The 26,889-nt window shown below is 62.5% G+C and carries 22 protein-coding genes; 8 read left to right on the top strand and 14 right to left on the bottom strand.

The features are described from left to right. Positions 1 to 122: 122 nt before the first annotated feature. A complete protein-coding gene (locus NKI54_RS23545) occupies positions 123 to 779 on the top strand; it encodes an alpha/beta hydrolase (protein ID WP_023674469.1) in 657 nt (218 codons plus the stop codon). A gap of 46 nt (positions 780 to 825) precedes the next feature. Here the strand turns inward: NKI54_RS23545 and NKI54_RS23540 are convergent, their stop codons facing one another. The 3 genes from NKI54_RS23540 to sthA form a co-directional block, all read right to left on the bottom strand. Further along, positions 826 to 1,203 (bottom strand): VOC family protein, encoded by a 378-nt coding sequence (locus NKI54_RS23540; RefSeq protein WP_352636849.1) that lies wholly within the window; start codon positions 1,201 to 1,203, stop codon positions 826 to 828. A gap of 72 nt (positions 1,204 to 1,275) precedes the next feature. Next, complete coding sequence (locus NKI54_RS23535; RefSeq protein ID WP_352571478.1) at positions 1,276 to 2,484, bottom strand: MFS transporter; 1,209 nt, start codon at positions 2,482 to 2,484, stop codon at positions 1,276 to 1,278. 149 nt (positions 2,485 to 2,633) lie between these two features. Continuing rightward, positions 2,634 to 4,022: a Si-specific NAD(P)(+) transhydrogenase gene (gene sthA, locus NKI54_RS23530; protein WP_352571479.1), complete on the bottom strand. Its 1,389-nt coding sequence runs from the start codon at positions 4,020 to 4,022 to the stop codon at positions 2,634 to 2,636. Positions 4,023 to 4,234: 212 nt separating this feature from the next. Here sthA and NKI54_RS23525 point away from each other — a divergent pair, with 212 nt between their 5' ends. From NKI54_RS23525 to NKI54_RS23515, 3 genes are all read left to right on the top strand, one after another. Beyond that, positions 4,235 to 4,705: an RDD family protein gene (locus tag NKI54_RS23525; protein WP_023674465.1), complete on the top strand. Its 471-nt coding sequence runs from the start codon at positions 4,235 to 4,237 to the stop codon at positions 4,703 to 4,705. Between the two features lie 138 nt (positions 4,706 to 4,843). Further along, positions 4,844 to 5,608: an arginyltransferase gene (locus NKI54_RS23520; RefSeq protein ID WP_352621047.1), complete on the top strand. Its 765-nt coding sequence runs from the start codon at positions 4,844 to 4,846 to the stop codon at positions 5,606 to 5,608. 122 nt (positions 5,609 to 5,730) lie between these two features. Beyond that, entirely contained in the window at positions 5,731 to 6,627 is an 897-nt protein-coding gene (locus NKI54_RS23515; RefSeq protein WP_352636847.1) for a DMT family transporter, read from the top strand. On the opposite strand, the gene NKI54_RS23510 is transcribed toward NKI54_RS23515, so the two are convergent. Beyond that, positions 6,615 to 7,835: an AI-2E family transporter gene (locus tag NKI54_RS23510; RefSeq protein WP_352571482.1), complete on the bottom strand. Its 1,221-nt coding sequence runs from the start codon at positions 7,833 to 7,835 to the stop codon at positions 6,615 to 6,617. The genes NKI54_RS23515 and NKI54_RS23510 overlap by 13 nt on opposite strands. 248 nt (positions 7,836 to 8,083) lie before the next feature. Further along, positions 8,084 to 10,336: a DNA topoisomerase IV subunit A gene (parC, locus tag NKI54_RS23505; protein WP_352646583.1), complete on the bottom strand. Its 2,253-nt coding sequence runs from the start codon at positions 10,334 to 10,336 to the stop codon at positions 8,084 to 8,086. 372 nt (positions 10,337 to 10,708) lie between these two features. Here parC and NKI54_RS23500 point away from each other — a divergent pair, with 372 nt between their 5' ends. Further along, positions 10,709 to 11,923 carry an aq_1923 C-terminal domain gene (locus tag NKI54_RS23500; protein WP_352692509.1) on the top strand — a complete coding sequence of 405 codons (1,215 nt, stop codon included), beginning with the start codon at positions 10,709 to 10,711 and terminating at the stop codon, positions 11,921 to 11,923. Between the two features lie 76 nt (positions 11,924 to 11,999). On the opposite strand, the gene aspS is transcribed toward NKI54_RS23500, so the two are convergent. The 4 genes from aspS to NKI54_RS23480 all read right to left on the bottom strand — a co-directional run bounded on the left by aspS (position 12,000) and on the right by NKI54_RS23480 (position 17,057). After that, on the bottom strand, positions 12,000 to 13,790 hold the full coding sequence (gene aspS / locus NKI54_RS23495; protein ID WP_352692528.1) for an aspartate--tRNA ligase: 1,791 nt from the start codon (positions 13,788 to 13,790) through the stop codon (positions 12,000 to 12,002). Positions 13,791 to 14,003: 213 nt separating this feature from the next. Beyond that, on the bottom strand, positions 14,004 to 14,828 hold the full coding sequence (locus NKI54_RS23490; protein ID WP_352692527.1) for a carbohydrate ABC transporter permease: 825 nt from the start codon (positions 14,826 to 14,828) through the stop codon (positions 14,004 to 14,006). Positions 14,829 to 14,847: 19 nt separating this feature from the next. Continuing rightward, complete coding sequence (locus NKI54_RS23485; RefSeq protein WP_156937283.1) at positions 14,848 to 15,720, bottom strand: carbohydrate ABC transporter permease; 873 nt, start codon at positions 15,718 to 15,720, stop codon at positions 14,848 to 14,850. 68 nt (positions 15,721 to 15,788) lie between these two features. Further along, positions 15,789 to 17,057: an ABC transporter substrate-binding protein gene (locus NKI54_RS23480; RefSeq protein ID WP_352692508.1), complete on the bottom strand. Its 1,269-nt coding sequence runs from the start codon at positions 17,055 to 17,057 to the stop codon at positions 15,789 to 15,791. 391 nt (positions 17,058 to 17,448) lie between these two features. On the opposite strand from NKI54_RS23480, the gene NKI54_RS23475 reads away from it, so the two are divergent. Continuing rightward, positions 17,449 to 18,696 carry an MFS transporter gene (locus tag NKI54_RS23475; RefSeq protein WP_352692507.1) on the top strand — a complete coding sequence of 416 codons (1,248 nt, stop codon included), beginning with the start codon at positions 17,449 to 17,451 and terminating at the stop codon, positions 18,694 to 18,696. Positions 18,697 to 18,769: 73 nt separating this feature from the next. Beyond that, on the top strand, positions 18,770 to 19,921 hold the full coding sequence (gene rnd, locus NKI54_RS23470; RefSeq protein ID WP_023674454.1) for a ribonuclease D: 1,152 nt from the start codon (positions 18,770 to 18,772) through the stop codon (positions 19,919 to 19,921). A 12-nt stretch (positions 19,922 to 19,933) separates the two neighbouring features. Here the strand turns inward: rnd and NKI54_RS23465 are convergent, their stop codons facing one another. The 3 genes from NKI54_RS23465 to guaB are packed head-to-tail and all read right to left on the bottom strand — an operon-like array spanning position 19,934 to position 22,455. Next, the gene (locus NKI54_RS23465; protein WP_352692506.1) at positions 19,934 to 20,353 is read right to left on the bottom strand and encodes an MAPEG family protein; all 420 of its coding nucleotides are present in this window, start codon (positions 20,351 to 20,353) and stop codon (positions 19,934 to 19,936) included. Between the two features lie 28 nt (positions 20,354 to 20,381). Continuing rightward, positions 20,382 to 20,921: a hypothetical protein gene (locus NKI54_RS23460; protein ID WP_352692526.1), complete on the bottom strand. Its 540-nt coding sequence runs from the start codon at positions 20,919 to 20,921 to the stop codon at positions 20,382 to 20,384. Positions 20,922 to 20,952: 31 nt separating this feature from the next. Continuing rightward, entirely contained in the window at positions 20,953 to 22,455 is a 1,503-nt protein-coding gene (gene guaB, locus NKI54_RS23455) for an IMP dehydrogenase (protein ID WP_352458563.1), read from the bottom strand. A 294-nt stretch (positions 22,456 to 22,749) separates the two neighbouring features. Between guaB and NKI54_RS23450 the strand changes: the two genes are divergently transcribed. Next, complete coding sequence (locus tag NKI54_RS23450) at positions 22,750 to 24,171, top strand: MFS transporter (RefSeq protein WP_352692505.1); 1,422 nt, start codon at positions 22,750 to 22,752, stop codon at positions 24,169 to 24,171. 181 nt (positions 24,172 to 24,352) lie between these two features. Here NKI54_RS23450 and NKI54_RS23445 read toward each other — a convergent pair whose 3' ends face one another. Further along, positions 24,353 to 25,048 carry an RlmE family RNA methyltransferase gene (locus NKI54_RS23445; protein ID WP_023674449.1) on the bottom strand — a complete coding sequence of 232 codons (696 nt, stop codon included), beginning with the start codon at positions 25,046 to 25,048 and terminating at the stop codon, positions 24,353 to 24,355. Then, complete coding sequence (locus tag NKI54_RS23440) at positions 25,045 to 26,472, bottom strand: Ppx/GppA phosphatase family protein (RefSeq protein ID WP_352636843.1); 1,428 nt, start codon at positions 26,470 to 26,472, stop codon at positions 25,045 to 25,047. The genes NKI54_RS23445 and NKI54_RS23440 overlap by 4 nt, the downstream gene beginning before the upstream one ends. Positions 26,473 to 26,889 lie beyond the last annotated feature (417 nt).

The following is a 26,889-nucleotide window of genomic DNA, read 5'->3' as shown; positions in this document are numbered from 1 at the left end:
TATATCGGCAAAGAAACGGACTGAAATGCGCCCGGTTCAATCAACTTTCGCGGAGCTTGAAAATATTCCGTTTTGAAGCCGGCAAATTAACGAAAGTAACGCGGAATCAAAAGGATGTGACTATGGCCGAGCAAAGCCTCGAAGACGGTATTTTGCAGGAGAATTCAGGCTTTTTCTACCGGCTCCATCGATCCGCCAATTTACCCGGTGACTGGCTGTTCCTGTTGCATGGATCGGGTGTCGACGAGACGACCTTGCTGCCGCTTGGTCGGCAAATCGCGCCGCATGCGGCGCTGGTTACGGTCCGTGGCCGCATCCCTCAGGAGGACGGTTTCCGCTGGTTCACGCGAATCACCCCGACGCGATTCGAGCAGGCAAGTATCCGCGCGGAGGCAGATGCGTTTGCAAGCTTCGTCGCCGGCGTCGCGAAGCGCCACAGCCTCGATCTCCGCCGCGCGACCTTTCTCGGCTATTCGAACGGCGCCAATCTGGTTTCAAGCGTCATGCCGCTGCATCCGGGCCTCATCGAGCGCGCTGCATTGCTGCGCCCCATGCCGGTGCTCGACGAGGTGCCGCCGGCCGACCTGTCGAAGGCGCGGGCTCTGATCGTCGCCGGCGCCGCCGACCTGACCTACGCGCCTTTCGCCCCCGTGTTGGCCGCTCTACTGAGCTCGCATGGCGCCAAGGTCGAGACCCACACCATTGCCTCCGGCCATGAAATCGGCGACGCGGATGCTGAAATCGTCAGGCAGTGGCTGGCGGGGTCAGGCAACCGCTGAACGAGCGGATTGAGCGCACGCACAACGCGGGCCCGACCATCGAATGTCAGTGTGCGGCGGGCTGGAATAGCTCGATCGCATTGCCGGACGGGTCTTCGAGCAGGGTCTGCGAGCCGCCGACGCCGTTGATGATATCGTTGCGGAAGGCGAGCCCGGCGCCCTTCAGGCGCGCAACCTCTTGCTTCAGATCCGGCACCACCAGCAGGATGCGGTTCCACCCTCCCGGCACCGGCCGGCGGCCATCCGGCATCGCCCGTGCGCCCGAGCTCTCCGGCCCGCTCAGCAGAAGCCGCAGATCGCCGCGCGTGACCGAGCAGAAAGCCGGCCGCGCATCCCGTTCAATGGCAAAGCCCAGATGCTTCACGTAGAAATCGATGGAAGCGGCGACATCGTCGACAATATAGCGAACACTGACGGGCGTCATGACCGGGGACCTTTCAGTTTGAGTAGAACGTTTTATTAAAGGCTGCTCATCATCGGCAACGCCCCGGCAGCACTACGACGCCGCCGACACACTATGACCGTCGGTTCGCCAGGGGATCAGGGCAAGCAGACCAGCACTGCCGACCACGGCGAAGACAGCGCCGTAGATGAACACCGCCTCATGGCTTACACGATCCCAGAGCTGTCCGGCGACAACGCTTGCCGCGAGTTCCAGCAGGCCGACCGTGGTGCTGTACCAGCCGATGCCGCTGGCACGCAGCTCTTGCGGCACGAAGTCCGAGGCGAATGCCTTGCCGACTGAGCGGAAGATGCCTTGATAGAACCCGTAGAAGGCAAAAAGCAACCCGATCAGATAGATGTTCCGGGTCAAGACGAAGCCGAGATAGGCGATCAGGAAGATGACGAAGGACGACAGTAACACGCCCTTGCGGCCGAAGCGGTCCGATAGAAAGCCGGCCGGGTAGGAAATCAGCGCCGCAACGAGATTGAAGCCTGCATAGATAAGAATGGTTGCCTCCAAAGAGGCACCGATATCCTGTGTTTGCAGAATCAGAAACGCATTGCTCGAATTGCCGATGCCGAAGAGAGCTGTCACCAAGAGATAGGTCCAATAGGCTTTGGGAAACTGCCGCAGATTGATGTCGATCTTGGCCTTTGCGGCTACGGCCAGTGGCTGCTCGTGCACCAACACCACCATGAGGAAGGCGAGGAGACCGGGAATGAGCGCGAGATAGAAGATCCAGCGGATATCGACTTTGAGCGCGATGAGAAGCAGCACCGCGAGCAGTGGTCCCAGAAACGCTCCCAGATTGTCGCCAATGCCTTCTAGGCCGAATGCTTTGCCTCGGTGCTCGTCGGCCACGGACGAAGCAAGGAGCGCGTCGCGCGGAGCGGACCGGAAACCTGCACCGAGCCGATCCACAAACCGCGCGCCCAGGACCATCGGCCACACCGTGGCCACGCCGATCAGCGGTTTGGCGATAGAGGCCAGAAAATAGCCAATGAGGGCTATCGGTTTCCGCTTCTGAAGCCTGTCCGAGAGCCAGCCCGAAAAACCTTGCACGATGTTCTGCGTCGCCTGGGCGATTCCGTCGACCAGACCGACGACGCTCCCGCTTGCGTGCAGAGTCTGGGTTAGGAAGATCGGCAGGATCGGATAAAGCATCTCTGTCGAAATGTCGGCAAACAGGCTCGCCAGCGCCAGAAGCACCGTGTTTCGGGAAATCCAGGCGAAGGTTTTCCTTGGCGCTGCCCCAGTCATTGCTTTGCCCTGTTCGGCAATCCGTTTGGCTGAAACGCAACGGCCACCATGTCGGTTGCAATGCGCCACTGCTGAGTGTCCTGCCCCCATCCCGAAGGTCCGCGCAGCAAAACCGATGCCCACGCGGTCCTTCGATTCGGGATCATGGTCTACCCTCGCCCCATTCGGTTCCAGGCGTCCAGCCCGGCGATCTTGTAGGCTTCGGCCAGCGTCGGATAGTTGAAGGTGTTGTTGACGAAGAAGTCGACGGTGCCGCCGAGATTGATGACCGCCTGGCCAATGTGGATGAGTTCGGTCGCGCCCTCGCCGACAATATGGGCGCCGAGCAGACGGCGTGTTTCGATCGAGAACAGAAGCTTCAGGAAGCCGGTGTTGACGCCCATGATGTGGCCGCGCGATGTCTCGCGGAACCGCGCCACGCCGACCTCGTAGGCGGCACCACTCTCACGCACCTGCTCCTCGGATTGCCCGACCGTGGAGATTTCCGGCACGGCGTAGATGCCATAGGGAAAGGTTTCGGGCGGCGGCGGCAAGGGCACGCCGAAGGCATGGCAGGCGGCCACCCTGCCCTGCTCCATCGAGGTCGAGGCCAGGCTCGGAAAGCCGATAACATCGCCGGCGGCATAGATGTTGGACGCGCTGGTCTGGAAGGTCTGCGGATCGACCTTGATGCGGCCTCTGGAATCGGACTCGATGCCGACCGTTTCCAAGCCCAGGCTGCCGACATTGCCGGTACGCCCTGCGGCGTAAAGCACGATCTCGGACCGTATGGTGCGGCCGTCGGCCAGCGTCACCTCGGCATAGTCGGGTTTGGAGGCGATCTCCTTGACGGCACTGCCCAATCGGATGGTCATGCCGCGGTCGCGCATCTGATGGATGAAGTCGTCGACGATCTCGCGGTCGACAAAATCCAACATCGTATTGCGCGGCTCGACCAGCGTCACCGGCACGTCGAGCGCCGAAAAGATCGTCGCATACTCGACACCGATAACACCGGCGCCGATCACCGTCAGCGTGCGCGGCAGGCGATCGAGCTCCAGCATCTCATCACTGTCGAAAATCCGTGTTTTGTCGAACGGCACGTCGTGCGGCCGGTGCGGCCGGGTGCCGACCGCGATCAGCGCATGGGAGAAGCCAGCCTCGCTGTAGTCGCCGGTGTCGGTGGTCAGGCTGACCTTGTTGGCGCCGAGGAATTTTGCCGCGGCGCGCGCGCTCTTGACCGTGTTGCGCATGAACTGATGCTGCAGCACCTCGACCTCATGGTCGAGCGTCTTGTGCAGGCGCTCGACCAGATCGCCGACCGAAATGTCCTGCTTGACGCGGTAGCCGCGTCCATAAAAGCCGCGCTCACGCCAGCCGGAGAGGTTGAGCACCGTCTCGCGCAACGTCTTCGACGGTATGGTGCCGGTATGCACCGACACGCCGCCGAGACGCCGGCCTCTGTCGACCACCAGCACCGACTTGCCGAGCTTGGCCGACTGCACCGCGGCGCGGCGCCCGGATGGGCCGCTGCCGATGACCAGCATGTCGTAGTCCATGTCGCCCCGTCCCCTCGGCTCGGCGCGCTTTGTTGCGCCGCAGCAAACTAACGCTATCCGCGCCGTGAATTCAACAAGTCAGACGGCCCCAGGCACTCCGTCACCATCTACACGGCGGCGAAAGGCTCGATCTTGATTCCGCCGCGAACCTTCACCATTTCACCAAGAAGCGGCCCCGTGCATTAACCCGGGTTCGATTACGAGGAAATGACATGAACGCTCGCGTTCTCGACGGCGAAATCATCACCAGCAGGCTCGAAGATGTCCGCGCCTATGAGGGCGTGCGCACGCGGCGCATTCTCGCCTTTGTCATCGATTATTTCATCGTCGCGCTGCTCACCATTCCATTCGCGATCCTGGTGTTCCTGTTCGGGCTGTTGACGCTCGGCCTCGGCTGGATGCTGTTTTCCATTCTCGTGCCGGCCGTCGCCATCCTCTACATCTGGAACACGCTCGGCAGTAAAGACCAGGCCACCACCGGCATGAAGATGATGGGCATCCGGCTCGACCGGCTCGACGGCAGCCGCATCGACGGGCTGACCGCCGTCGTGCATTCGGTGCTGTTTTGGGCCGGCAATGTCATCCTTTCGCCGCTGGTCCTGCTGGTGAGCCTGTTTTCCGACCGCAAGCGCACGCTGCACGACCTGCTGCTCGGCACCGTCGTCAGCCGCAGCGGCCGCTGAGCAGACTTTTGAAGCGCGGCCGCAGCCTTTGCGCACAAATGTGAAGACGTCCAATCAACCAGGCTTTCACAATCCTGTTGAATTTTTCGGCGTCCGCGCCAAAGGTAGAGCGATTCGCAGGAGTGTTTTCAAGGCTCGATGACGCAGCACCCGACCCAGTCGCCGCAGTTCTTTCTGACCGCGCCCTCGCCATGTCCCTATCTCGAGGGCCAGTTCGAGCGCAAGGTGTTCACACACCTGGTCGGCGACAAGGCCCCGGAGATGAACGATCTGTTGACGCAGGGCGGTTTCAGGCGGTCGCAGAACATCGCCTACAGGCCGGCCTGCGAGACCTGCCGCGCCTGTGTGTCGGTGCGCATCCTGGCGCAGGAATTCACCGCCAGCCGCAATATGAAACGGGTCATACAGCATAATTCGGATCTGGTCGGCGCCATGCACGATGCCGAACCCTCCACCGAACAGTATTCGCTGTTCCGCAGCTATCTCGACGCCCGCCACCGCCGTGGCGGCATGTCAGACATGACCGTGCTCGACTACGCCATGATGGTCGAGGATACCCATGTCGACACCAAGGTCATCGAATACCGTCGCCGCGGACCTGACAGCTTCATCACCGGCAAGGGCCAGGGCGAGCTGATCGCCGTGGCGCTCACCGACAAGATGGCCGATGGCCTGTCGATGGTCTATTCCTACTTCAATCCGGACTTCGAGGACCGTTCGCTCGGCACCTTCATGATCCTCGACCACATCGCCCGCGCCAGGGCGATGGGCCTGCCCCATGTCTACCTGGGTTACTGGGTCAACGGCTCGCGCAAGATGAATTATAAGATGCGCTTCCAGCCGCAGGAGCATCTCGGCCCGAAAGGCTGGGAACGCTACAATCACGAAGCGGTTTTGCGCTGATCTTCGCTTTCGGTATTCACTCTTAAATTGTTTCGAGGAGGATGCCGCTGGGCTTCCGGCCGATCGGCTGGAAAACCGGGCGGGTCAATTTTGCGCCTCCAAGCCTACGCGAGAATTGCCGCATGTCTTCCCACAACGACCACCAGAGAGGCCTTCTGATCACCGCCATCGGCGGGCTGACGCTGACCGTCGACATTCCGCTGATCCGGCTCGCCGACGGCGAGGCGTGGACGATCCTGCTGTTGCGCACCGGCACGACCTTCGTCGCCACGCTTATCATCTGGGCCGCCTGGCGCTCGCTGAGCGCAAAGGCACCGCAGCTTGTGCCGGGCTGGTCAGGGCTCATCGTTGCCGGCCTCTACGGGCTCGGCTCGATCGCCTTCATCACCGGTGTCTACAATACCTCGACAGCCAATCTCGTTTTCATCCTGGCGTTCACAACCATGTTCGCGGGCCTTTTGTCATGGCTGTTCCTGAAGGAGAGGCCACGGCCCCTGACGCTTGCAGCGCTGGCACTGATGATCGTCGGCGTGACGATCATTGTCGGCGATTCCGTTGGAACCGGACATCTCTTCGGCGACCTGATGGCGCTATGCTCGGCTTTCATGATCGCCGCGGCCATCACCATCTCGCGCGCCAGCGGCAAGGATATGGGCTTCACCGCGCTGATCGGAGTCGTCCTGCCGCTGGCCGTCGCCACCCTGATGGTTTCCAAGGTGGGTTTTCACGTCAACGCGCCATGGTGGATCGTCTTCAACGGTGCCGTCATCATGCCGATCTCGTTCTTCTGCCTCGCCAACGGCCCGAAATACATCTCCGGGCCGGAGGTGGCGATGTTCTACCTGCTTGAAACCGTACTGGCGCCGGTCTGGGTGTGGATGATCTTCGCCGAAACACCGTCGCGCAACAGCCTGATCGGCGGCGCGATCCTCATCATGACCTTGATCGGCCATTCGCTCTGGCAGTTGCACGAGGGGCGCAAGCGCCGCGCCACGTTCGCCGTCAGTCACCCGGCCTGATTCTTTTTCGCGGCGGCGCGTCCGGCGACAATTTCGATCTGCGGCGGTGCGTCATCGTGCTCCGCCGGTTCGGCGGCAGCGAGCTCATCGGTCAGTTCCACTTCGCGCAGCCATTCGCGCCAGATTGCGACCAGCAGGGCCATCAGCACCGGGCCAATGAACAGGCCGAGAAAGCCCATTGTCTTGACGCCGCCAATCAGGCCGAAAAAGGTTGGCAGGAAGGGCAGCTTTATCGGCCCGCCGACCAGCTTCGGGCGCAATGTCTTGTCGACGATGAAGAGTTCGACCGCGCCCCAGATGAACAGCGCCAGCCCCGCCATCGGCGAGCCGCTGGCGGCGAGATAGATCGACACCAGCGTGAAGGACAGCGGTGCGCCGCCGGGGATCAGCGCCATGATGCCGGTCAGCGCGCCGAGCGTCACCGGCGACGGCACGCCGGCCAACCAGTAAGCGATACCCAGCACCAGCCCTTCGCCGATGGCGATAACGGTCATGCCGGTCACCGTCGAGGAGATTGTCGCAGGCACCACGCGTGAGATCCGTTCCCATCTGGCCGGCAGGATGCGTTCGCCGAGGCGATCGACCTGTCCGGCGAAATGCTCGCCGTCGCGATAGGCGAAGAACAGCGCGATCATCATGAATAGCAGCGTCAGCAAAAGGCCGAAGGCGCTGCCGCCGGCGGCAAGCACGCCGCGATAGATGCTGCCGATATTGGCGCCACTGATCAGCTGGATCAGTTCGCCGATACCGCCGGGGTGGCCAACGTTGACCGTCCATTGTTCATTGAGCCATTCGCCCACCACGGGCATGGTGGCGATCCAGTGCGGCGTCGGCGCACCGTAGCGGTTGGTCTCGATCGCCCAGTTGACCCACTCGCGCACCTCATTGATGGCGTAGGTGCCGGCAAGCGCGATCGGCACCACCAGGAAAGTCAGGATGAACAAGATCGCAAGCGTCGCAGCGATGGTGCGGTTGCCGCCGACGCCGGCGAGCAGCCGCCGATAGAGCGGCCAGCTGGCGAAGGCGATAACCAGGGCGGCAAGAACCGGGAACAGGAAGCCGTGGAAGAAATAAACGCCGGCGGCAACGATCAGCACCAGGAGCCAGCGCGCCGCCGACAGCGGCGGAATGACAGCGGCCCTGAGCGGCATCGACAGGCCAAACAGACGCTGCTGCCGCTCCGGCTTCTGGATCCTGACTTCCTTCAAGCGGCTACCTCTCCCTGGCCCATCGTATCGCTTATGCCCTGATATAGTGCAGCAATCGTGACGACATTCCAAATGTTTGGGTGGAGCTGCTAATCTCCCCCCTTGAGGGGGAATGTCGCCGAAGGCGACAGAGGGGGTCGGGACGTCCTGACGCGACCTTACCACGAACAAAGGAGGCTGGCGCTTCATGCGCGGGGACCCCCTCTGGCCTGCCGGCCATCTCCCCCTCAAGGGGGGAGATTACCGCTTCACCCGAACTTGCCAGTCCTCGGGAAACCCTTCGGCACCATGCGGCCGGCCGAGGCGCGGGCGCCAATCCATTCGGCAAGCTCGTCACGCGATTTGGTGAAGGTGCGGTCTGCCGAATCCTGCCAGGACAGGCCGCTTGCGAGCGTGAAGGTCTTGAGGTCGAGGACGCCGCCATCTTTGTATTTCTGCAGGCGCACGCCCTTGCCGCGCCCCATCTCCGGGATCTCGGCCAGCGGGAATACCAGCATCTTGCGATTCTCGCCGACAATGGCGAGATGGTCGCCGGCGACGCTTATGCAGCGCTGGGCTTCGTCGGGCGCCTTGACGTTCATCACCTGCTTGCCCTTGCGGGTGTTGGCGACGACTTCTTCTTCCGGCACGATGAAACCGTTGCCGTCATGCGACACCAGCAGCAGCTTGCGCTTGGGATCATGGACGAAGGCGGTGACGATATCCTGGTCGTTGTCCATGTCGACGATGATGCGGATCGGCTCGCCGTGGCCACGCCCACCAGGCAGCCGGTCGGCGCCGATCGTGTAGAACTTGCCGCCGGTGGTGGAGACCAGCACCTTGTCGGTCGTCTGGGCGTGGAAGGCGAGCTTGAGGCTGTCGCCTTCCTTGAAGGTCAGGGCCGAATGGTCCGTCAGATGACCTTTCATGGCCCTCAGCCAGCCCTTTTCTGAAACGACCACGGTGACCGGCTCGCGCTCGATCATGGCGTGGGCGATATCGGTCAGGTCATGCTCGGGTGCGTCGGCGAACTCGGTGCGGCGCTTGCCGATGTCGGTCTCGGGCCCGTATTTCTGGCGAACATTGGCGACTTCCCACTTGATCGTCGCCCACTGCTTGGCGTCGGACGCAAGCAGTGCCTCGATCTGCTTCTTCTCGCCGGTCAGGCCATTGAATTCCTCGCGAATTTCGAATTCCTCGAGCTTGCGCAGCGCCCTCAGCCGCATGTTGAGGATGGCTTCAGCCTGGGTGTCGGTGAGTGACCAGCGGGCCATCATCACCTGCTTGGGCTCGTCCTCCTCGCGGATGATCCTGATCACCTCGTCGATGTTGAGGTAGGCGATCAAATAGCCGGCGAGGATCTCCAGCCGCCTTTCGATCTCGCCGAGGCGGTGCTTGGAGCGGCGGATCAGGACGTCGCGGCGGTGCTCCAGCCATTCCTTGAGCACACCTTTCAGCGACAGCACGTTCGGCACCTTGCCGCGCGACAACACGTTCATGTTGAGCGGAAAGCGGCTTTCGAGCTCGGTCAGCTTGAACAGCGATTCCATCATGATGCCGGGATCGACCGAGCGGCTTTTCGGCACCAGCACGACGCGGATGTCCTCGGCGCTCTCGTCGCGGATATCCTCGAGCAGCGGCAGCTTGCGCGCCATCAAGAGCTCGGCGATCTTTTCGATCAGCCTGGCCTTCTGGACGCCGTAAGGGATTTCGGTGACGACTATGTTCCAGGTGCCCCTGCCCTGGTCCTCCTGGCTCCACTTCGCCCTGACGCGGAAACCACCGCGACCCGTTTCGTAGGCTTCGAGGATCGAGGCACGGCTGTCGACGATGATGCCGCCGGTCGGGAAATCCGGACCTTGCACGAAATCCATCAGCTTGGTGACGGGCGCATCCGGATGATCGATCAGGTGAAGCGCGGCATCGCAAAGCTCAGCCGCATTGTGCGGCGGGATCGAGGTCGCCATGCCGACGGCGATGCCGGACGAGCCGTTGGCGAGCAGGTTCGGGAAGGCGCCGGGCAGCACGGCCGGCTCCTCGTCTTCCTCGTTATAGGTCGGGCGGAAATCGACCGCGTCCTCGGTGATGCCTTCCAAAAGCAGCGTCGACACTTCGGTCATGCGCGCTTCGGTGTAGCGCATGGCGGCGGCGTTATCGCCGTCGATATTGCCGAAATTGCCCTGGCCGTCGACCAGCGGGTAGCGCATCGAAAAATCCTGCGCCAGCCGCACCAACGCGTCATAAATCGACTGGTCGCCATGCGGATGGAACTTGCCCATCACCTCGCCGACGATGCGGGCGCATTTGGCAAAGCCCTGGTCGGGGTTGAGCCGCAACAGACGCATGGCATGCATGATGCGGCGATGCACCGGCTTCAACCCGTCGCGCACGTCCGGCAGCGCCCGATGCATGATGGTCGACAGCGCGTAGGCGAGATAGCGCTCTTCCAGCGCCTTCTTCAGATCGACCGGCTCGATATTGTCGCCGCCGCCAGTTTCAGGCGGCAAAAGCCTTTTTCCCATGGGCTGGCACTAGCCGAGCGGGTGATTCGCGGCAAGAGGCACACCGGTATGCGTGCTCCTAAAGCGCATCGCGTTCGACCGGCCCCATGCGACGCTTTAGGTCCTTGTTTTGATGCATGTCGTTATCGCAAAACCGTTGCACATTTTTGCGCGACATCCATTATGCAACAGGAATTGGAAGCGTCGCGACGCCGGCCAACATCAATCCGTTACATCCTGCTTCTATCGCAAGGCTGATGGATCGGGTTTGCCTTTGGCCGCGATTTTCGACCATTGTGCCGAGTCCCGCCTTTTTCCGGTCCAGTTCGTCACCGAATGGTGACGACGCGACGATTTGAAAAGAATTTCAGGACACTCTCAGGGGAGCTCTCGATGACGATCAGACACTCGACACTTATTAACAGACACTCGACACTTATTACGAGACTGGCTTTTTCGACCTTTTTGCTGACGCTGCCGCTGAATGCGGCGTTCGCGCAGGATACCGCGGTCGCCGACCGGCTGAAGGTTGCCCTCGCCGCGCAGGGTGTCGACCTCTCCTGGACCGGAGTAACCGGCGACACCTCCAGCATGGTTCTGCAAGGCGTAGCGGTCAAACCGGCGGCCGAAAAGGAGGCGCTCAAGATCGGCGACGTCAAGCTCGAAGGTGTGACCGAAGCTAATGGCGGCTATCAAATCGCGACCGTATCGACGTCGCCGTTCGAACACAGCGAAGATGGCGTCACGCTCAATCTCAGCCCCTTCGTCATCCACGACATGACGGTTCCGGCCGAAGGCGCAACCGGTCCGCTGGGCTCGCTGATGATGTACAAATCGGCCGAGCTCGACAACATGACAGTCAAAGTGGCTGACAAAACTGCTTTCTCGATGGACGGGCTTGCCATCGCAATCACGCCGCCGGCCGACGGCAAGGCCATGGCGTTTTCCGGCACTACGGAAAAATTCGCTGCCGACCTGACCCTGGTCGAAGATCCGAAGTCCAAGGAAGTCATCAACGCGCTCGGCTACCAGAACATATCAGGCAATCTTGAGATGGAAGGCACCTGGCAGCCTACCGACGGCAGGATGGACTTGTCGAAATACGAAATATCGGTCGACAATGCCGGCACGCTCGGCATGACCTTCGATCTCGGCGGCTACACGCTGGACGTCATCAAATCACTGCAGGAGATGCAGAAGAAGATGGCAGCGCAGCCCGAAGGCGCGGACAATTCGGCGCAAGGCATGGCCATGCTCGGGCTGCTGCAGCAGCTTTCGTTCAACAGCGCCTCGATCCGCTTCGACGACGATTCGCTGACCAAAAAGGTGCTCGATTATGCCGGCAAGCAGCAAGGCATGTCCGGCAAGGACATCGCCAACCAGGCCAAGGCGATCGTGCCCTTCGGCATGGCGCAGCTCAACAATCCGGAACTGACCGCGCAGGTTTCGGCCGCGGTCAACAAATTCCTCGACGACCCGCAAAGCATCGAGGTCTCGGCCGAGCCGCCGGCAGCGGTGCCGTTCGCGCTGATCATGGCGGGCGCCATGTCCAACCCGCTCGACCTGCCGAAAACGCTCGGCGTGACGGTTACGGCGAACGAAAACTGACCGAGCTTTCAAGCAAAAAGCCCGGCAGCGATGCCGGGCTTTTTTATGAATCAACAGCACCGGTTCGGAGCGTTTTCTAAACCTCTTTCTTCGTCGCCACCACGCGCAGCGACAATTCGCGAAGCTGCTGCGGGCTGGCTTCCGACGGCGCGTTCATCAACAGGTCGTAGGCCTGCTGGTTCATCGGAAACATGGTCACTTCGCGCAGGTTCCTCGCGCCGACCAGAAGCATGACGACGCGGTCGATGCCGGCCGCCATGCCGCCATGCGGCGGCGCGCCATACTGGAAGGCGCGATAAAGGCCGCCGAAGCGCTCTTCGATGGTCGCGCGGTCCAGCCCGACGGTTTCGAACGCCTTGACCATGGTTTCGGGCAGATGGTTGCGGATGCCGCCGGAGGCGATCTCGAAACCGTTACAGACCATGTCGTACTGGAACGCCTTGATGCCGAGCAGATCCTCGCCGTTAAGCGCATCGATGCCGCCTTGCGGCATCGAGAAAGGATTGTGCGCGAAATCGATCTTCTTCTCGTCCTCGTTCCATTCGAAGAACGGGAAGTCGACGATCCAGCACAATTCGAAGCGGTCGCGGTCGACAAGATTGAGCTCCTCGCCGGCGCGGGTGCGCGCCGCTCCCGCGAAGGAGACGAATTTCTTCGGATCGCCGGCGACGAAGAAGGCGGCATCGCCATCGGCAAGGCCGAGTTGTTGTCGGATCGCGTCGGTGCGCTCCTCGCCGATGTTCTTGGCCAGCGGCCCGGCGCCTTCAAGCTTCTCGCCCTCCTTGCGCCAGAAGATGTAGCCGAGGCCGGGCTGGCCCTCGCTTTGCGCCCATGAGTTCATGCGGTCGCAGAAGGCGCGAGACCCGCCGGTCTTGGCCGGAATGGCCCAGACCTCGGCCTTCGGATCGTTGGCAAGGATGTTGGCAAATACCTTGAAGCCTGAGTCGCGAAAATGATCCGAGACGGCCTGCATCTCGATCGGGTTGCGCAGGTCCGGCTTGTCGGTGCCGTATTTGCGCATGGCGACATCATAGGCGATGCGCGGAAACTTCTCCGTCACCGGCTTGCCGGCGGCAAAGGTCTCGAACACCCCCCGCATCACCGGCTCCATGGTGGTGAACACATCCTCCTGCTCGACGAAGCTCATCTCAACGTCGAGCTGGTAGAATTCACCCGGCAGACGGTCGGCGCGCGGGTCCTCGTCGCGGAAGCAGGGCGCAATCTGGAAGTAGCGGTCGAAGCCGGACACCATGATCAGCTGCTTATATATCTGCGGTGCCTGCGGCAGCGCATAGAAAGTGCCGGGGTGGATGCGCGACGGCACCAGGAAGTCGCGCGCCCCTTCCGGCGACGAGGCGGTCAGGATCGGCGTCGAGAATTCGGTGAAGCCCACGTCGCCCATCAGCTTGCGCATCTCGGCGATGATTTTCGTCCGCGCGACGATGTTCTTGTGCAGCGTGTCGCGGCGCAGGTCGAGAAAGCGGTATTTGAGGCGGATGTCCTCTGGGTAATCCGGCTCGCCGAAGACCGGCAGCGGCAATTCCTTGGCCGCCGACAGCACCTCGATCTCGCGCGCGAAGATTTCGATCTCGCCGGTCGGCAAATTGGGATTCACGGTGTCGGCGAGGCGCGCCTTGACCTCGCCGTCGACGCGGACGACCCATTCGCCGCGCAGGGTCTCGGCAATCTTGAAGGCCGGCGAATCCGGATCGGCAACGATCTGGGTCAGGCCGTAATGGTCGCGCAAATCGATGAACAGCAGGCCGCCATGGTCGCGCACGCGATGCACCCAGCCCGACAGGCGTACGGTCGAGCCGACGTCGAGCTTCCTCAACTGGGCACAGGTATGGCTGCGGTAACGATGCATTGTCATTCTTAAAGTCCGGATGTTGGGTTGCGGCCGAGGCATGATGGCCCAGCCTGAAAATTTGCGCGAAAAGCACATGAGAGGGTGCATTTGTCAAGGCAAGCGGCAGCCGGGTCGAGTTCGCGTTCTTCCCGCCCTATCCCACCGGCATCAATTTATGCTCGAGGCGTCAATCTGAGTTCGCTGCTCTGTGCCGGCAGTTCAACTATGCACTCACCCCTTCACCCCGCCCGCCGTGAGGCCGGAGACGATCTTGCGCTGGAAGATGAGAACGAGGACGACGAGCGGCACGGTGACGATCACCGATGCGGCCATGATGTTGCCCCACGGGATCTCGAATTGAGAGCTGCCGGAGAGCAGGGCGATGGCGACCGGCACGGTTCGCTGCTCGTTGCTGGAGGTAAACGTCAGGGCAAACAGGAACTCGTTCCAAGCACCGATGAAGGCGAGTAGCCCGGTGGTCGCCAGCGCCGGCCACATCAGCGGCAGGAAGACGCGGCTGATGATGATCCAGGGCGTGGCGCCATCGAGGATCGCCGCTTCCTCCAGTTCGATCGGCAGGTCGCGAACGAAGGCGGTGAGCACCCAGACGGTGAACGGCAAGGTGAAGATCATGTAGGACAAGATCAGCGCGAACGGCGAATTGTAGAGGCCGAAGGTGCGGATCAGCTCGAAAAGACCGGCAAGCACCGCCAATTGCGGGAACATCGAGACGGACAGGATAATGAGGAGGAGAGCCGAGCGGCCTCTGAAGCGGATGCGCGCCAGCGCATAGGCAGCGGTGACGCCCAGGAACAGCGAAATGACGACAACGGCGCTCGAGATGAACAGCGAGTTCACGAGGTTGCGCAGGAAGGTCCCCTCGGTGAAAACGGTCTTGTAATTGCTGAAGGTAATCGTCTTCGGCCAATAATCGATCTGGAAGAGCGCCGTCCCGGATTTCAGGCTGGTGATGATGGCGTAGTAAAATGGGAATACCGCGACGACGACGATAACGGCGACGAGGAGGTAGAAAGCCGTGCGCTTGACGATCCACATGGTCAGCAGCCCCACATGATCAATAGTCCTTGTCCAGTCTTATCCGGCCGAGCCACAGAACGAGCATGGTCAGCAGAGCGAGGATGAGGAAGAGCAGCGTCGAGGCGGCGGAACCGGAAGCGAACTTGTCGAACTCAAACAGGCTCTCGCGGGCAAACACCGACATCGACTTGGTGTGTATGTTGTTTGGCGTTAGCACGTAGATCAGATCGAAGATGCGCAGGGCATCGAGACCGCGAAAGATCATGGCCACCATCAACGCCGGTCGGATGAGCGGCAAGGTGATCTTCCAGAAAATTCTCCACGCGCCGACGCCGTCGAGCTTGGCGACCTCGTAGATTTCTTGTGGAAGCATCTGGAGGCCGGCGAGAATGAGAAGCGCCATGAAGGGGGTCGCCTTCCAGATGTCGACAACAAGGACGGCGACCATCGCCGTGTCGGCGCTGGCCGTCCAGGCGATCTTGGTGCTGACCAGGCCGAGCTTGAGCAGGACGTCGTTGATGATGCCGAACTGGTCGTTGAGCATCCACTGCCACATTTTCGCCGAGACGATCGTCGGGATCGCCCAAGGGATGAGGATCGCGGCGCGCACGATGCCGCGGCCGCGAAACTTGGCGTTGAGCACCAGCGCGACGATCATGCCGAGCACCGTCTCGCAGGTCACCGAAATCACCGCGAAGCGCACCGTGTTCCAGACGGCGCGCCACCAGACCGGATCGGCGAGCAGCCCGTCATAGACGACGCGGCCGCTCGGCATTTGCACGACGGAGAAATAGTTGGCGAAGCCAACCCAGCGGCGGGCTTCGAGGTCGGCGAGCGAGGCATCGGTGAAGCCGAAATAGATCGTGCGCATCAATGGCCAAGCGGCAACGGCGGCGAGCACGATGAGCATCGGAGCAAGCAGCAGCCATGCCGAGCGCACACGCTGACGCGCCAGCAGCGAGCCTGAGCGCGGCGAGGTCACCAGGCGGTGCCCTTGAGCCTGGTCAAGGAGAACTCCAGATCGGCAAGGTTGTCGGCGGCTGTGCCCTCGCCGGACATGGTGTTGTGGACGGCGGTCCAGAACTCGCTCGATGCCTCATTGTACCTGGTCTTGGCCTGGGCCGAGGGACGCGGCACCGCGTTGAGGACGACTTCCTTCCAGCGCGGAATCACCGGCTGGGCGCTGGCGATGTCGGCATCGTCATAGAGTGCCTGGATGGTCGGCAGATATGCCCCCTTCAAGGCGCGGTACTTCTGCATCTGAGGCGAGGCGATCCATTTGACCAGCTCGATCGCTGCATCCGGGTTCTTCGAATATTTGGAAACCGCGAGATTCCAGCCGCCAAGCGTTGCTGCCGGGCGCGCGCCCTCACCCGACCCCGGCGGCAGCGTGGTCACCTTGAACTTGCCTTTGATGGGGGAGCTTTCGCTGTTGCCAAGCGCGTAGGCGTAGGGCCAGTTGCGCATGAAGACGGCGTTGCCGGTCTGCCAGACTCCGCGCGACTCTTCTTCCTGGTAGGCCAGAACGCCGGGCGGCGAGATGGTTCCCACCCAGCTCCTCGCCATTTCCAGCGCCGCGGCTGCTTGCGGATTGTTGATGGAGATCGTGCCGTCCGGCTCGATAATCTGGCCGCCGCCGTTCGACTTCACCCATTCGAGTGCATCGCAGGTCAGCCCCTCATAGGCGTTGCCCTGGAAAACGAAACCCCACATGTCCTTGTTGCCGGCCGCGCGCTCCTTGTCCATGACAAGCTTGGCGGTATCGGCAAGTTCAGCCCAGCTGGCCGGGACCCTGGCGCCGTATTTGTCGAGGAGATCCTTGCGGTAGTAGAGCGCCGGGGCGTCGGTGAATATCGGCAAGGCGACGAGCTTGCCGTCCACGGTCTGCGATTTGATGATCGATGGGAAATGGGCGCCAACGACATCCTTGGTCGCTTCGGTCAGGTCGATGAACTGCCTTGCAAGCTGGGGGGCCCAGATGATGTCCGTTTGATAGACGTCGACGTCGCTGCTTCCGGCGGCAAGCCAGAGCCGGTATTGGCCAAACTGGTCCGTCGCCGAGGGAGGCAGCGGAACGACGCTAACCTTGTTGCCGGTCTTCTTCTCGTATTGATCGAGGATCTCGCGAAGGATTCTCTGGCCGTTGCCGGTATCTCCGGACACCATGGCGAGGTCGACAGCCCGCGCCGGCCCGACCGCCAGAACTGCGGCCACGGCAAATGCCGCAAATGCGGAATGAAATTTCATGATGGCGGACCTCCCTTTGGAGCTTCAGGCCGGGCAGCAGAAACGACGTCGATGCCTGACACCGTCTCCGCACACCGGCAGCTCACAAGACGCGTATTCGCCCACCAGCACTGAACTACAAAGATACGCCTTGGTTCCCAACACGGAGGGTCCGGCGCCACGCGGTAGCGCAAGTTCCCCCTCGGTAATGCACCTAAAGCGTGTCGCATTCGATCGGCCTCATGCGACGCGCTTTAGGTTCTTGTTTTTATGCATGTCGTTATCGCAAAACCGCTGCACACTTTTGCGCGACATGCATTAAGGCCCCCGGCTGGCCCCAACGCCACCGGGAATTGCCGCTGGCATTGGCGAAGGCGATGGTTCAAGAAGGATCAACGACAGGCTTTCCTTCATGTCTTCCATCCGCCCGCTGATCCCCCTCCTGATCGCCGCCGGCATCCTGCTCGGCGGCAACGGCCTGCAGAGCACGTTGATTGCGCTGCGTGGTGCGCAGGAAGGTTTTCCCGCTTCCTCGATCGGCCTGATGGGCACGTTCTATTTCGCCGGCTTCCTGCTCGGCTGCCTTGCCGTGACCCGCATCATGAAGTCCGTCGGCCATGTGCGCGCCTTTTCGGCACTCGCGGCGATCGCCTCGGCGGGAACGCTGCTTCTGGTGCTGGTCATCGATCCGGTGATGTGGTGCGCCGTGCGCTTTGCCGGCGGGTTCTGCTTTGCCGGCCTGTTCACCATCATGGAAGCCTGGCTGAATTCCGGCGTCACCAACACCGACCGGGCGCGGGTGCTTGCCATCTACCGGATGGTCGACATCGGCTCGGTGACGGGCGCCCAGTTCCTGATCCCGATCTTTGGCGCCGGCGGCTTTGCCATCTTCGCCATCATATCGATGATGATCACCGTTTCGCTGGTGCCGGTTTCGCTTGGCGACCGCTCCAATCCGACGCCGCCGGAAGACGTCAAGCTCGATTTGGCGCGCGTCTGGCGGATCTCGCCGCTCGGCTGCTTCGGCTGTATCGCCGTCGGCGTCACAAACAGCGCCTTCCGCACCCTGTCGCCGGTCTATGCCGAGCAGATCGGCATGTCGGTCGCCGACGTCGTCACCTTCGTCAGCGTCGGCATTTTCGGCGGCGCCATCATCCAATACCCGCTTGGCTATCTCTCCGACCGCTGGGACCGGCGCTCGGTGCTGCTGATGACGACGTGCTGTGCGATGGTGGCGGCACTGGCGCTGGCATTCGTGGCAGGCGGCAGCCCGTTTCTCAACTTCCTGCTCGTCTTCATCTTCGGCTGCTTCGCCATGCCGCTCTATTCGTTGTCAGCGGCGCATTCCAACGACCGCGCCGACAAGGGCGAGTTCGTGCTGATCAACGCTGCCTTGATGCTGTTTTATTCCTTTGGCGCCATCGGCGGGCCGTTTGCAGCCTCGACGGTGATGCAATTTTTCGGGCCGAGCGCGCTGTTCGTGTTCAGCGCCACCGTCTATGCGATCTTCGTGGCCGTCATCCTTTACCGGATGCAGGCGCGCTCCGCCGTGCCGGCCACCCATCGCAGCCGTTTTACGGCGCTGTTGCGCACGTCGACGGTTTTTGCCCGGTTGGCGAAGCGGAATGCCGATCCCGATGAACCCGCAAAGCCTGGATAGAGGTGCTTGCGCTTGACGAAAGCGCGCGCGGCTGAAATTGAAAGAGACCCTATCCCTTGCCAAAAGCGATTTGATGCACGTCATCACCACCCAGAAAGAACTCGAGACCGCTATTGCCGCTTTCGAAAAGGCGGAATTCGTCACCGTCGATACCGAATTCATTCGCGAAACGACCTTCTGGCCGATCCTGTGCCTGATCCAGATGGCAGCGCCCGGGGTGACCGCGCTGATCGATCCGCTGTCGCCCGACATCGACCTGAAACCGTTCTTCAGGCTGATGGCCAACGAGGCGATCGTCAAAGTCTTCCATGCGGCGCGGCAGGACATCGAAATCATCGTGCATCTCGGCGATCTGGTGCCGCATCCGGTGTTCGACACCCAGGTCGCGGCAATGGTCTGCGGCTTCGGCGACAGCGTCTCCTACGACCAACTGGTGCAGCGCATCACCGGAGCGCGGCTCGACAAGTCCTCGCGCTTCACCGACTGGCGCCACCGTCCGCTGTCCGAAAAGCAGCTCGACTACGCGCTCGCCGACGTCACCCACCTGATCGAGGTCTACAAGCATCTCAGCGCCGAGTTGGTGCGGGAAAACCGCGCCCACTGGCTGAACGAGGAGATGGACGTGCTGACCTCGCGCGAGACCTACGATCCGCATCCCGAGGATGCCTGGAAGCGGCTCAAGATGCGGCTGCGCAAGCCGCAGGAACTGGCGATCGTGCAGGCGGTGGCCGCCTGGCGCGAACGCGAAGCGCGCGAGCGCGACGTGCCGCGCGGCCGGGTGCTCAAGGACGATGCGATCTACGAAGTGGCGCAGCAGGCCCCGCGCGACGCTGCGGCGCTGAGCAAGCTGCGTACCACGCCAAAGGGCTGGGAGCGCTCGTCGACGGCGACGGCACTGCTTGGCGCGGTAAACGCTGCCCTTGCCCTGCCCAGGGAAGAGATGCCGAAGCTGCCGAAGAGCTTCCAGCCGCCGGAGGGGTCGAGCGCCGCGGCGGAGTTGCTGAAGGTGCTGCTGCGGATCGTTGCCGAAAAGGAAGGCGTCGCATCGAAGGTACTCGCCTCCAGTGACGACATCGACCGCATCGCTGCCGAGGGCGAGGAAGCCGACGTGCCGGCATTGCAAGGCTGGCGGCGTGCCGTCTTCGGCGAGGCCGCGCTCAAGCTGGTGCGCGGTGAACTCGCCATCAGGTTCGACAAGCGCAAGATCGCTGTGTTCGATTTGTAGCCTTGAGCTTGCTCAGACCAAGCCGAGCAGATGCAGCGCTAGCCATATCCAGCCAAGTGCAAGAACTACCGCGCCCAGGTAGAATGCCCTGCTGCGCAGGATTAGCCGATTCCTGGTCAAGTGGACCGACGCGTGAAAATAGCGGGAGACGACAAAGATCCACATCAGAGCCAAGGTCAGATAATTGACGCCATTGGTCACGTGCAGCGTCAAGCATAAGACGTAGAAAAGCACCTGCAGTTCGAACTGGTTGCTCAGATTGTCGGCGACGGTGATACTGGACCCAGGCTCCGTCGAGCGCGTCTTGAACTGGCCGGTCTTGGCTTCGCCCGACCTGACCGCACCATAGCGGCGCCGGCCCATTACGATATAGACGATATAGACCAGCAGCACCTGCGCCAGGATCGGCCAGAAGATCGCGGTCTGGTTCAAGACGCCCCCTGTCGTTGTCACCCAGCCTTCAAGGCCGTTTCTGAGCCATCAGAGTGAAAGCCGCAATGACAGTCACTGGTATCGCCAGTAGGGCGAATTTGGTGACGATCAGCGCCGAGGCGAAGGATAGTGAATCCGGATTGGCCGACAGAAAATCGGACAAAAGACGAGCCACGGCGATATTCTGGGCATAGTCGGTAAGCAGGTAAGGCAGCACCAGCACAACCGCGAATATCGACTGGGTTTGCGCAGGCAGTGCACGGAAATTCTTCAGCCGCCGGCCCGTGGCCAGGATCAGGCTGACCATCGTCAGCGATAGCAGCGCCGGAAAAAGCAGGTCGAAGGTCAGGTAATGCCAGACGAGAATAATTTCGCTGCCGCGCCGGCCGAGGGCTGTTAGCCAGGCCATGCCCTCATCCGGGGTGAAACCGGTATAGCGCATGTCGAGCGACGGCAGACCGCCGCTCAATTGGCGAAAATAGAGGAACTCCATCGCCGTCATGATGATGAAAACCGCCACGGTGGCGACACAGAGTGCGGCCGCGTGGCGCGACAGCCGCAGGATCATTGCCGCCAGATTGCGCCAAAGCGCATGGCGATCAGGCTCCGCCAGGATAATTCGGGCTTTCGCGGGTAATCGTGACGTCATGGGCGTGGCTTTCACGAAGTCCGGCATTGGATATCCGCACAAAAGTGGCGCGCTCGCGGAAATCGGCAAGGTCGCGGCCACCGACATAACCCATAGCGGCTTTCAGGCCGCCCGCAAGCTGGTGCAGCACGCCAGACACAGGTCCTTTGTACGGCACCTGCCCTTCGATGCCCTCGGGGACCAGTTTCAGCGTGTCGCGCACCTCGGCCTGGAAATAACGATCGGCGGAGCCGCGCGCCATCGCGCCGACCGAGCCCATGCCGCGATAGGCTTTGAAGGAGCGGCCCTGGTGCAGATAGACCTCGCCCGGGCTCTCGTCGGTGCCGGCCAGCAGCGAGCCGATCATCGCCGCGCTGGCGCCGGCGGCCAGTGCCTTGGCGAGATCGCCCGAATATTTGATGCCGCCATCGGCAATGACCGAAACGCCGGATTTCTGCGCCGTCTCGACCGCCGACATGATCGCCGAGAGCTGCGGCACGCCGACGCCGGCGACGATGCGGGTGGTGCAGATGGAGCCTGGTCCGATGCCGACCTTGACCGCGTCGGCGCCGGCATCGATCAGCGCCAAGGTGCCTTCCGCGGTGGCGACGTTGCCGGCCAGGATGCGAACCGAGTTGGACAGCTTCTTGGCCCGCGTCACCGCATCCAGAACGCGCTGCGAATGACCGTGCGCGGTGTCGATCACCAGAAGGTCGACGCCGGCGTCGATGAGGCGCTCGGCCCGTTCGAAACCGTCATCGCCGACGCTGGTGGCGGCGGCGGCGCGCAAGCGCCCCTGCGCATCCTTGGTGGCGTGCGGGTTGAGCTGCGACTTCTCGATGTCCTTGACCGTGATCAGCCCGACGCAATTGCCGTCCCGATCGACCACAACAAGCTTCTCGATGCGGTGCTGATGGAGCAGCCGCTTGGCCTCGTCCTGATCGACGTTCTCCTTGACCGTGATCAGGTTCTCGCGGGTCATCAGCTCATAGACCTTTTGCGCCGGATCGGACGCGAAGCGGACGTCGCGGTTGGTCAGGATGCCGACGAGCCGGCCGACCGTGTGGCCGCCGGTGCCGCCGTTCTCGACCACCGGAATGCCCGAAATGCTGTAGGTGCGCATCAGACCCAGCGCATCGGCAAGCGTCGCTTCGGGACCGATGGTGACCGGGTTGACCACCATGCCGGACTCGAACTTCTTCACCTGCCGCACCTGCTCGGCCTGTTCGGCCGGCGAGAAATTGCGGTGGATGACGCCAATGCCGCCGGCCTGGGCCATGGCGATGGCGAGCCGCGCCTCTGTGACCGTGTCCATGGCGGCCGACAGGATCGGCACGTTGAGGTCGATGTCGCCGGCGATGCGGGTGCGGATGTCGGTCTCGCCGGGCATGACCTCGGAATGACCCGGCTGCAGCAGCACGTCGTCAAAGGTCAGCGCCAATGCGCCGGTGGACGTCTCGATGATTTTTGCCATGGCCAGCCCTCGGAATGCAGGAAAGGCGCTCGCCCTGATGGACAGCGCCGACTCGTCTTCTTCCCTTTCAGGATTGGCGCTGGCTCGTAACACGTCCCGTGGCCGTTGAAAAGCCGATGGTTGTGTAGTGGCGAAGCTGCATTTTGCCCCAGGGGCTGCGAGACTTGCGGTCGCACAAACGTGACAGCAAATTAATGCGACATCCGGGCCAAGCCATGATAACCGCCCTACCTGTCGGTTTGGCCCCCAAGGCCGGCAAGCAATCGCGACGCACATTTCAAGGCCGGATCCATCGTGAACCGCACCATTCCGCTTATCCTGGCGGTCGCTCTATTCATGGAAAACATGGATTCGACCGTCATTGCGACATCGTTGCCGGCGATCGCCATCGACATCCACACCAGCCCGATCGCGCTCAAGCTGGCGCTGACCGCCTATCTGGTATCGCTGGCGATCTTCATTCCGATAAGCGGCTGGATGGCCGACCGCTTCGGCGCCAAGAATGTCTTCCGTGCCGCGATCGCCGTGTTCATCGTCGGTTCGGTCGCGTGCGCCATTTCCAATTCGCTGCCGGCTTTCGTGGTGTCACGTTTCATGCAAGGCATTGGCGGCGCCATGATGACGCCGGTCGGACGCCTGGTGCTGGTACGCGCGACGCCGAAAAGCGAGCTCGTCGCCGCCATGTCGTGGCTGACTGTCCCGGCTCTGGTCGGCCCCCTGGTCGGCCCGCCGGTCGGCGGCTTCATCACGACCTATTTCTCCTGGCACTGGATTTTTCTGATCAATGTGCCGATCGGGCTGATCGGCATCTGGCTGGCCACGCGTTTCCTGCCGAAGACCGACGCCGCGCAGACGCCGCCGCTCGATCTCATCGGTTTCGTGCTAAGCGGGCTGGCGGCATCGGGCATTGTGTTCGGCCTGTCGGTGGTCAGCCTGCCGGCTCTGCCGCCAGTTGCCGGCTTTATCACCGTTGCCGTCGGGCTGGCATCGGCGGTGCTTTACCTGCTGCACGCGCGCCGCGCCAAGAATCCGCTGCTGGCGCTCGAGCTGTTTCGCAATCGGGTGTTCCGCTCGTCGGTGCTCGGCGGCGGACTGTTCCGCATCGGCATTGGTGCCGTACCTTTCCTGTTGCCGCTGATGTTCCAGATCGGTTTCGGGCTGACTCCATTTCAGTCCGGCATGATCACCTTCGTCTCGGCAATCGGCGCCATAGGCATGAAATTCGTTACCGCCCTGATCTTCAGGGTCGCCGGCTTCCGCCGGGTGCTGATTTCAGGCTCGCTTATCGCTGCCGCGTCCATCGCGATCAACGGCCTGTTCACACCCGACACGCCCTACGGGCTGATCCTCGCCATGCTGCTCGCCGGGGGCTTCATCCGTTCGATGTTCTTCACCGGCATCAATGCGCTAGCCTACGCCGAGATTTCGGCGGCCGACACCAGCAAGGCGACGCCGATCACGGCGGTGTTCCAGCAGTTGGCGATCGCACTCGGTGTGGCGCTGGCCGGCGGCATCCTGGAAGTGTCGACCAATATCCATGGCGGCCCGCTGACGCTGAGCGACTTCCACACCGCCTTCTTCATCGTAGCGGCGGTATCGGCGGCAGCCTCGCTGTCGTTCATGCGGCTGGCGCCGGACGCCGGCAATGCCGTGTCGGGGCATGGCAGGTTGACGCCGCCGAAGACGCTGGAGCCGGTGAGCCCGCCGGGGAATTGAGGACCCCTTCCCTTCTCCCCTTGTGGGAGAAGGTGGATCGGCGCGCAGCGCCGAGACGGTTGAGGGGTGTTGGAAGAAATGAGGCGATGATAACTGCAAGCGTGTTGCCAAGCTGGAACACCCCTCATCCGACCTCGCTTCGCGAGGCCACCTTCTCCCACAAGGGGAGAAGGGAAGGGCGCTACCCCTTAAAATCCTTTGCCAGCAAATACAGCTCCACCGATTCGTCGCGCGAGGCCGGCGGCTTGACGTGATGGACCGAGCGGAAATTCCGTTTCAGCCTGGCCAGCAATTCGTTTTCGGCGCCGCCCTGAAACGTCTTGGCGAGGAAATGTCCGCCAGGCTTCAATACCGACAGCGCGAAATCGGCCGCCACCTCGCAAAGATGCATGGTGCGGATGTGGTCGGTCCGCTTGTGGCCGGTGGTGGGTGCAGCCATGTCGGAGAGCACGATGTCGGGCTGGCCGCCCAGCGTCTCGGCCAGCTTTTCGGGTGCCTGCGGATCGAGGAAATCCATCAGCAGCACCGGCGCGCCCGGCACGGCGTCCATCTCGAGATAGTCGATGCCGACGACGTTCGGGTGTTCCGCGGTCGACTTGGTACGCGCGGCGGCGACCTGGCACCAGCCGCCGGGTGCCGCACCAAGGTCTATCACCTTCATGCCGGGCTTGAGCAAATGGTGCTTGTCGTCGATCTCGATCAGCTTGTAGGCGGCGCGCGAGCGATAGCCGTCGGCCTTCGAGCGCTGGACATAGGGATCGTTGATGTGGCGCTGCAACCAGCGGCGCGACGATTCCTTCAAGCCGCTTTTCTTCTTGATCTTCGTCTTCAGCACGCGAATGCCGGCGGAGCTCGGTCTTTCCGGTTTTTTGGTCATTGCCGGCCCCGCCCGCTGTTGCGCCAGACGCCGTCATCGGCCATCAATTCGCTCAGTATGCCCTCGCGCAGGCCACGGTCGGCGACACGCAGCCGCTCCGACGGCCAGACGGCACGGATCGCCTCCAGTATGGCGCAGCCGGCCAGAACCAGGTCGGCGCGGTCGGCGCCGATGCAAGGGTTGGCGACGCGCTGCTGGAAATCCCAGCCGACCAGTTTTTCGACCATGCGGTCGACGCTGTCGCGATCCATCCACAGCCCGTCGACGCGGCGGCGGTCATAGCGTTCGAGATCGAGATGGACGCCGGCCAGAGTCGTCACCGTGCCCGAGGTGCCGAGCAGATGGAATTTCGGGCTGGACAGGAGGTGGCTCAGCCGGTCGCGCTCGTCGAAGGCGCGCAGCCGCATTGCGACATCCTCGACCATGGCGCCAAAGATCTCGCGCGTGACCGTGCGGCCGCCAAAACGCTCGGCCAGCGAGACGACGCCGACCGGCAGCGACGTCCACGAGACGATATGGTTGGCAAGCCTTGGCGAGCGCTGACCAGTGAGGTCGATCAGCGCGATTTCGGACGAGCCGCCGCCGATGTCGAACAGCACGACGCCTTGCGTGTCGCGCTCGACCAGCGAGCCGCAGCCCGACACCGCCAGCCGCGCCTCGGTCTGGCGGTCGATGATCTCGAGCTTCAGGCCGGCCTCGCGCTCGACGCGCTCGAGGAACTCGACGCCGTTGGCGGCGGTTCGGCAGGCCTCGGTGGCGATCAGCCTGGCCTTCCTGACCTTGCGGTTGCGCAATTTGTCACCGCAGATCTTCAGCGCCTCGACCGCGCGGTCCATTGCGGCGTCGCCAAGCCGACCATTGGCGGTGAGGCCCTCGCCCAGCCTGACAATGCGCGAGAACGCATCGATGACGCGGAACTGGCCATGACGCGTCGGCACCGCGACCAGCAGGCGGCAATTGTTGGTGCCGAGGTCGAGCGCGGCAAAGACCGGTAATTCCTGCAGCGGCGGCGGTGTGCGGGCACCTTGCCCCGGCCTTGGCGAGGCTGGAGGCAATTGCGCGATCGAAGCCGATTGCGCGATCGAGGACTGGGGCGCGATCGAAGCCGCTGGCTGGGGTAGGCGCGCCGGGGCCTCGTTGGCGACGGGCAGCGAAGTGCCGGCAGCCACGGGACGAGCCTCGTCGCGTGCGAAAACCTTGCGCCCGCGCCGGCGCTTGCGCCGCTTCTTGGGCTTGCCGTTCTGATGCGGGCCGTTCTGACCCTTGTAATCGTGGGACGTGTCGCCAGCCTGTCCATTGCCGGACCGGGGCTGCACTTGACGGCCGTAGCGTCCGGTGGATGGGCTTGCCTGGCCGGACGGCGTCGGCGAACCCCTGGACACGCCCACTTCCGGCGCGCCAGCGCCGGCGTCGTGGTCTTCCACTGTCGTTCCTTCCGGCGCCGCGCGAACCGAGATCGGACGCAGCAGGCGCTTTTACATGTTCAAGTTGCCGCCAGACTATCAGCGCCGGGCCGGATCACCAAGAGTGCCCGCAGCGAATTTTGCCGGCGGCGTGAAGGCGGCGACGTCGGTGACCCCTTCTCCCCTTGTGGGAGAAGGTGGCCGAGCGAAGCTCGGTCGGATGAGGGGTGCTGGACGGATCGCGGCATTGAAGATGTAACCCCTTCAAATCATTTTATTTTTTCGAGCTGAGTTCCTTCCGGCACCCCTCATCCGGCTCGGCGCTGCGCGCCGATCCACCTTCTCCCACAGGGGGCTAGCGTGCGCACACATCTGATTTGGCGGGGATTAGTTTGGATTTGCAAGAGCGAAGCCCTCGGCGATGGCGTGGAAGCGTTT

It is taken from the genome of Mesorhizobium sp. M0663, from assembly GCF_040320585.1.
In the GTDB taxonomy this organism is placed as follows: Bacteria; Pseudomonadota; Alphaproteobacteria; order Rhizobiales; family Rhizobiaceae; genus Mesorhizobium.
The sequence above is the reverse complement of the archived record's forward strand: the minus strand, read 5'-3'. Positions and strand labels throughout refer to the sequence as shown.

Coding starts and splice junctions, on each gene's coding strand:
- rnd (WP_023674454.1), top strand. CDS start 18,770: ATGCACGTCATCACCACCCAGAAAGAACTCGAGACCGCTATTGCCGCT.
- NKI54_RS23445 (WP_023674449.1), bottom strand. CDS start 25,048: ATGACCAAAAAACCGGAAAGACCGAGCTCCGCCGGCATTCGCGTGCTG.
- sthA (WP_352571479.1), bottom strand. CDS start 4,022: ATGGACTACGACATGCTGGTCATCGGCAGCGGCCCATCCGGGCGCCGC.
- NKI54_RS23515 (WP_352636847.1), top strand. CDS start 5,731: ATGTCTTCCCACAACGACCACCAGAGAGGCCTTCTGATCACCGCCATC.
- NKI54_RS23490 (WP_352692527.1), bottom strand. CDS start 14,828: ATGTGGATCGTCAAGCGCACGGCTTTCTACCTCCTCGTCGCCGTTATC.
- NKI54_RS23545 (WP_023674469.1), top strand. CDS start 123: ATGGCCGAGCAAAGCCTCGAAGACGGTATTTTGCAGGAGAATTCAGGC.
- NKI54_RS23480 (WP_352692508.1), bottom strand. CDS start 17,057: ATGAAATTTCATTCCGCATTTGCGGCATTTGCCGTGGCCGCAGTTCTG.
- NKI54_RS23525 (WP_023674465.1), top strand. CDS start 4,235: ATGAACGCTCGCGTTCTCGACGGCGAAATCATCACCAGCAGGCTCGAA.
- guaB (WP_352458563.1), bottom strand. CDS start 22,455: ATGGCAAAAATCATCGAGACGTCCACCGGCGCATTGGCGCTGACCTTT.
- NKI54_RS23520 (WP_352621047.1), top strand. CDS start 4,844: ATGACGCAGCACCCGACCCAGTCGCCGCAGTTCTTTCTGACCGCGCCC.
- NKI54_RS23500 (WP_352692509.1), top strand. CDS start 10,709: ATGACGATCAGACACTCGACACTTATTAACAGACACTCGACACTTATT.
- NKI54_RS23460 (WP_352692526.1), bottom strand. CDS start 20,921: ATGATCCTGCGGCTGTCGCGCCACGCGGCCGCACTCTGTGTCGCCACC.
- NKI54_RS23475 (WP_352692507.1), top strand. CDS start 17,449: ATGTCTTCCATCCGCCCGCTGATCCCCCTCCTGATCGCCGCCGGCATC.
- NKI54_RS23540 (WP_352636849.1), bottom strand. CDS start 1,203: ATGACGCCCGTCAGTGTTCGCTATATTGTCGACGATGTCGCCGCTTCC.
- aspS (WP_352692528.1), bottom strand. CDS start 13,790: ATGCATCGTTACCGCAGCCATACCTGTGCCCAGTTGAGGAAGCTCGAC.
- NKI54_RS23485 (WP_156937283.1), bottom strand. CDS start 15,720: ATGCTCATCGTGCTCGCCGCCGTTGCCGCTTGGCCATTGATGCGCACG.
- parC (WP_352646583.1), bottom strand. CDS start 10,336: ATGGGAAAAAGGCTTTTGCCGCCTGAAACTGGCGGCGGCGACAATATC.
- NKI54_RS23535 (WP_352571478.1), bottom strand. CDS start 2,484: ATGACTGGGGCAGCGCCAAGGAAAACCTTCGCCTGGATTTCCCGAAAC.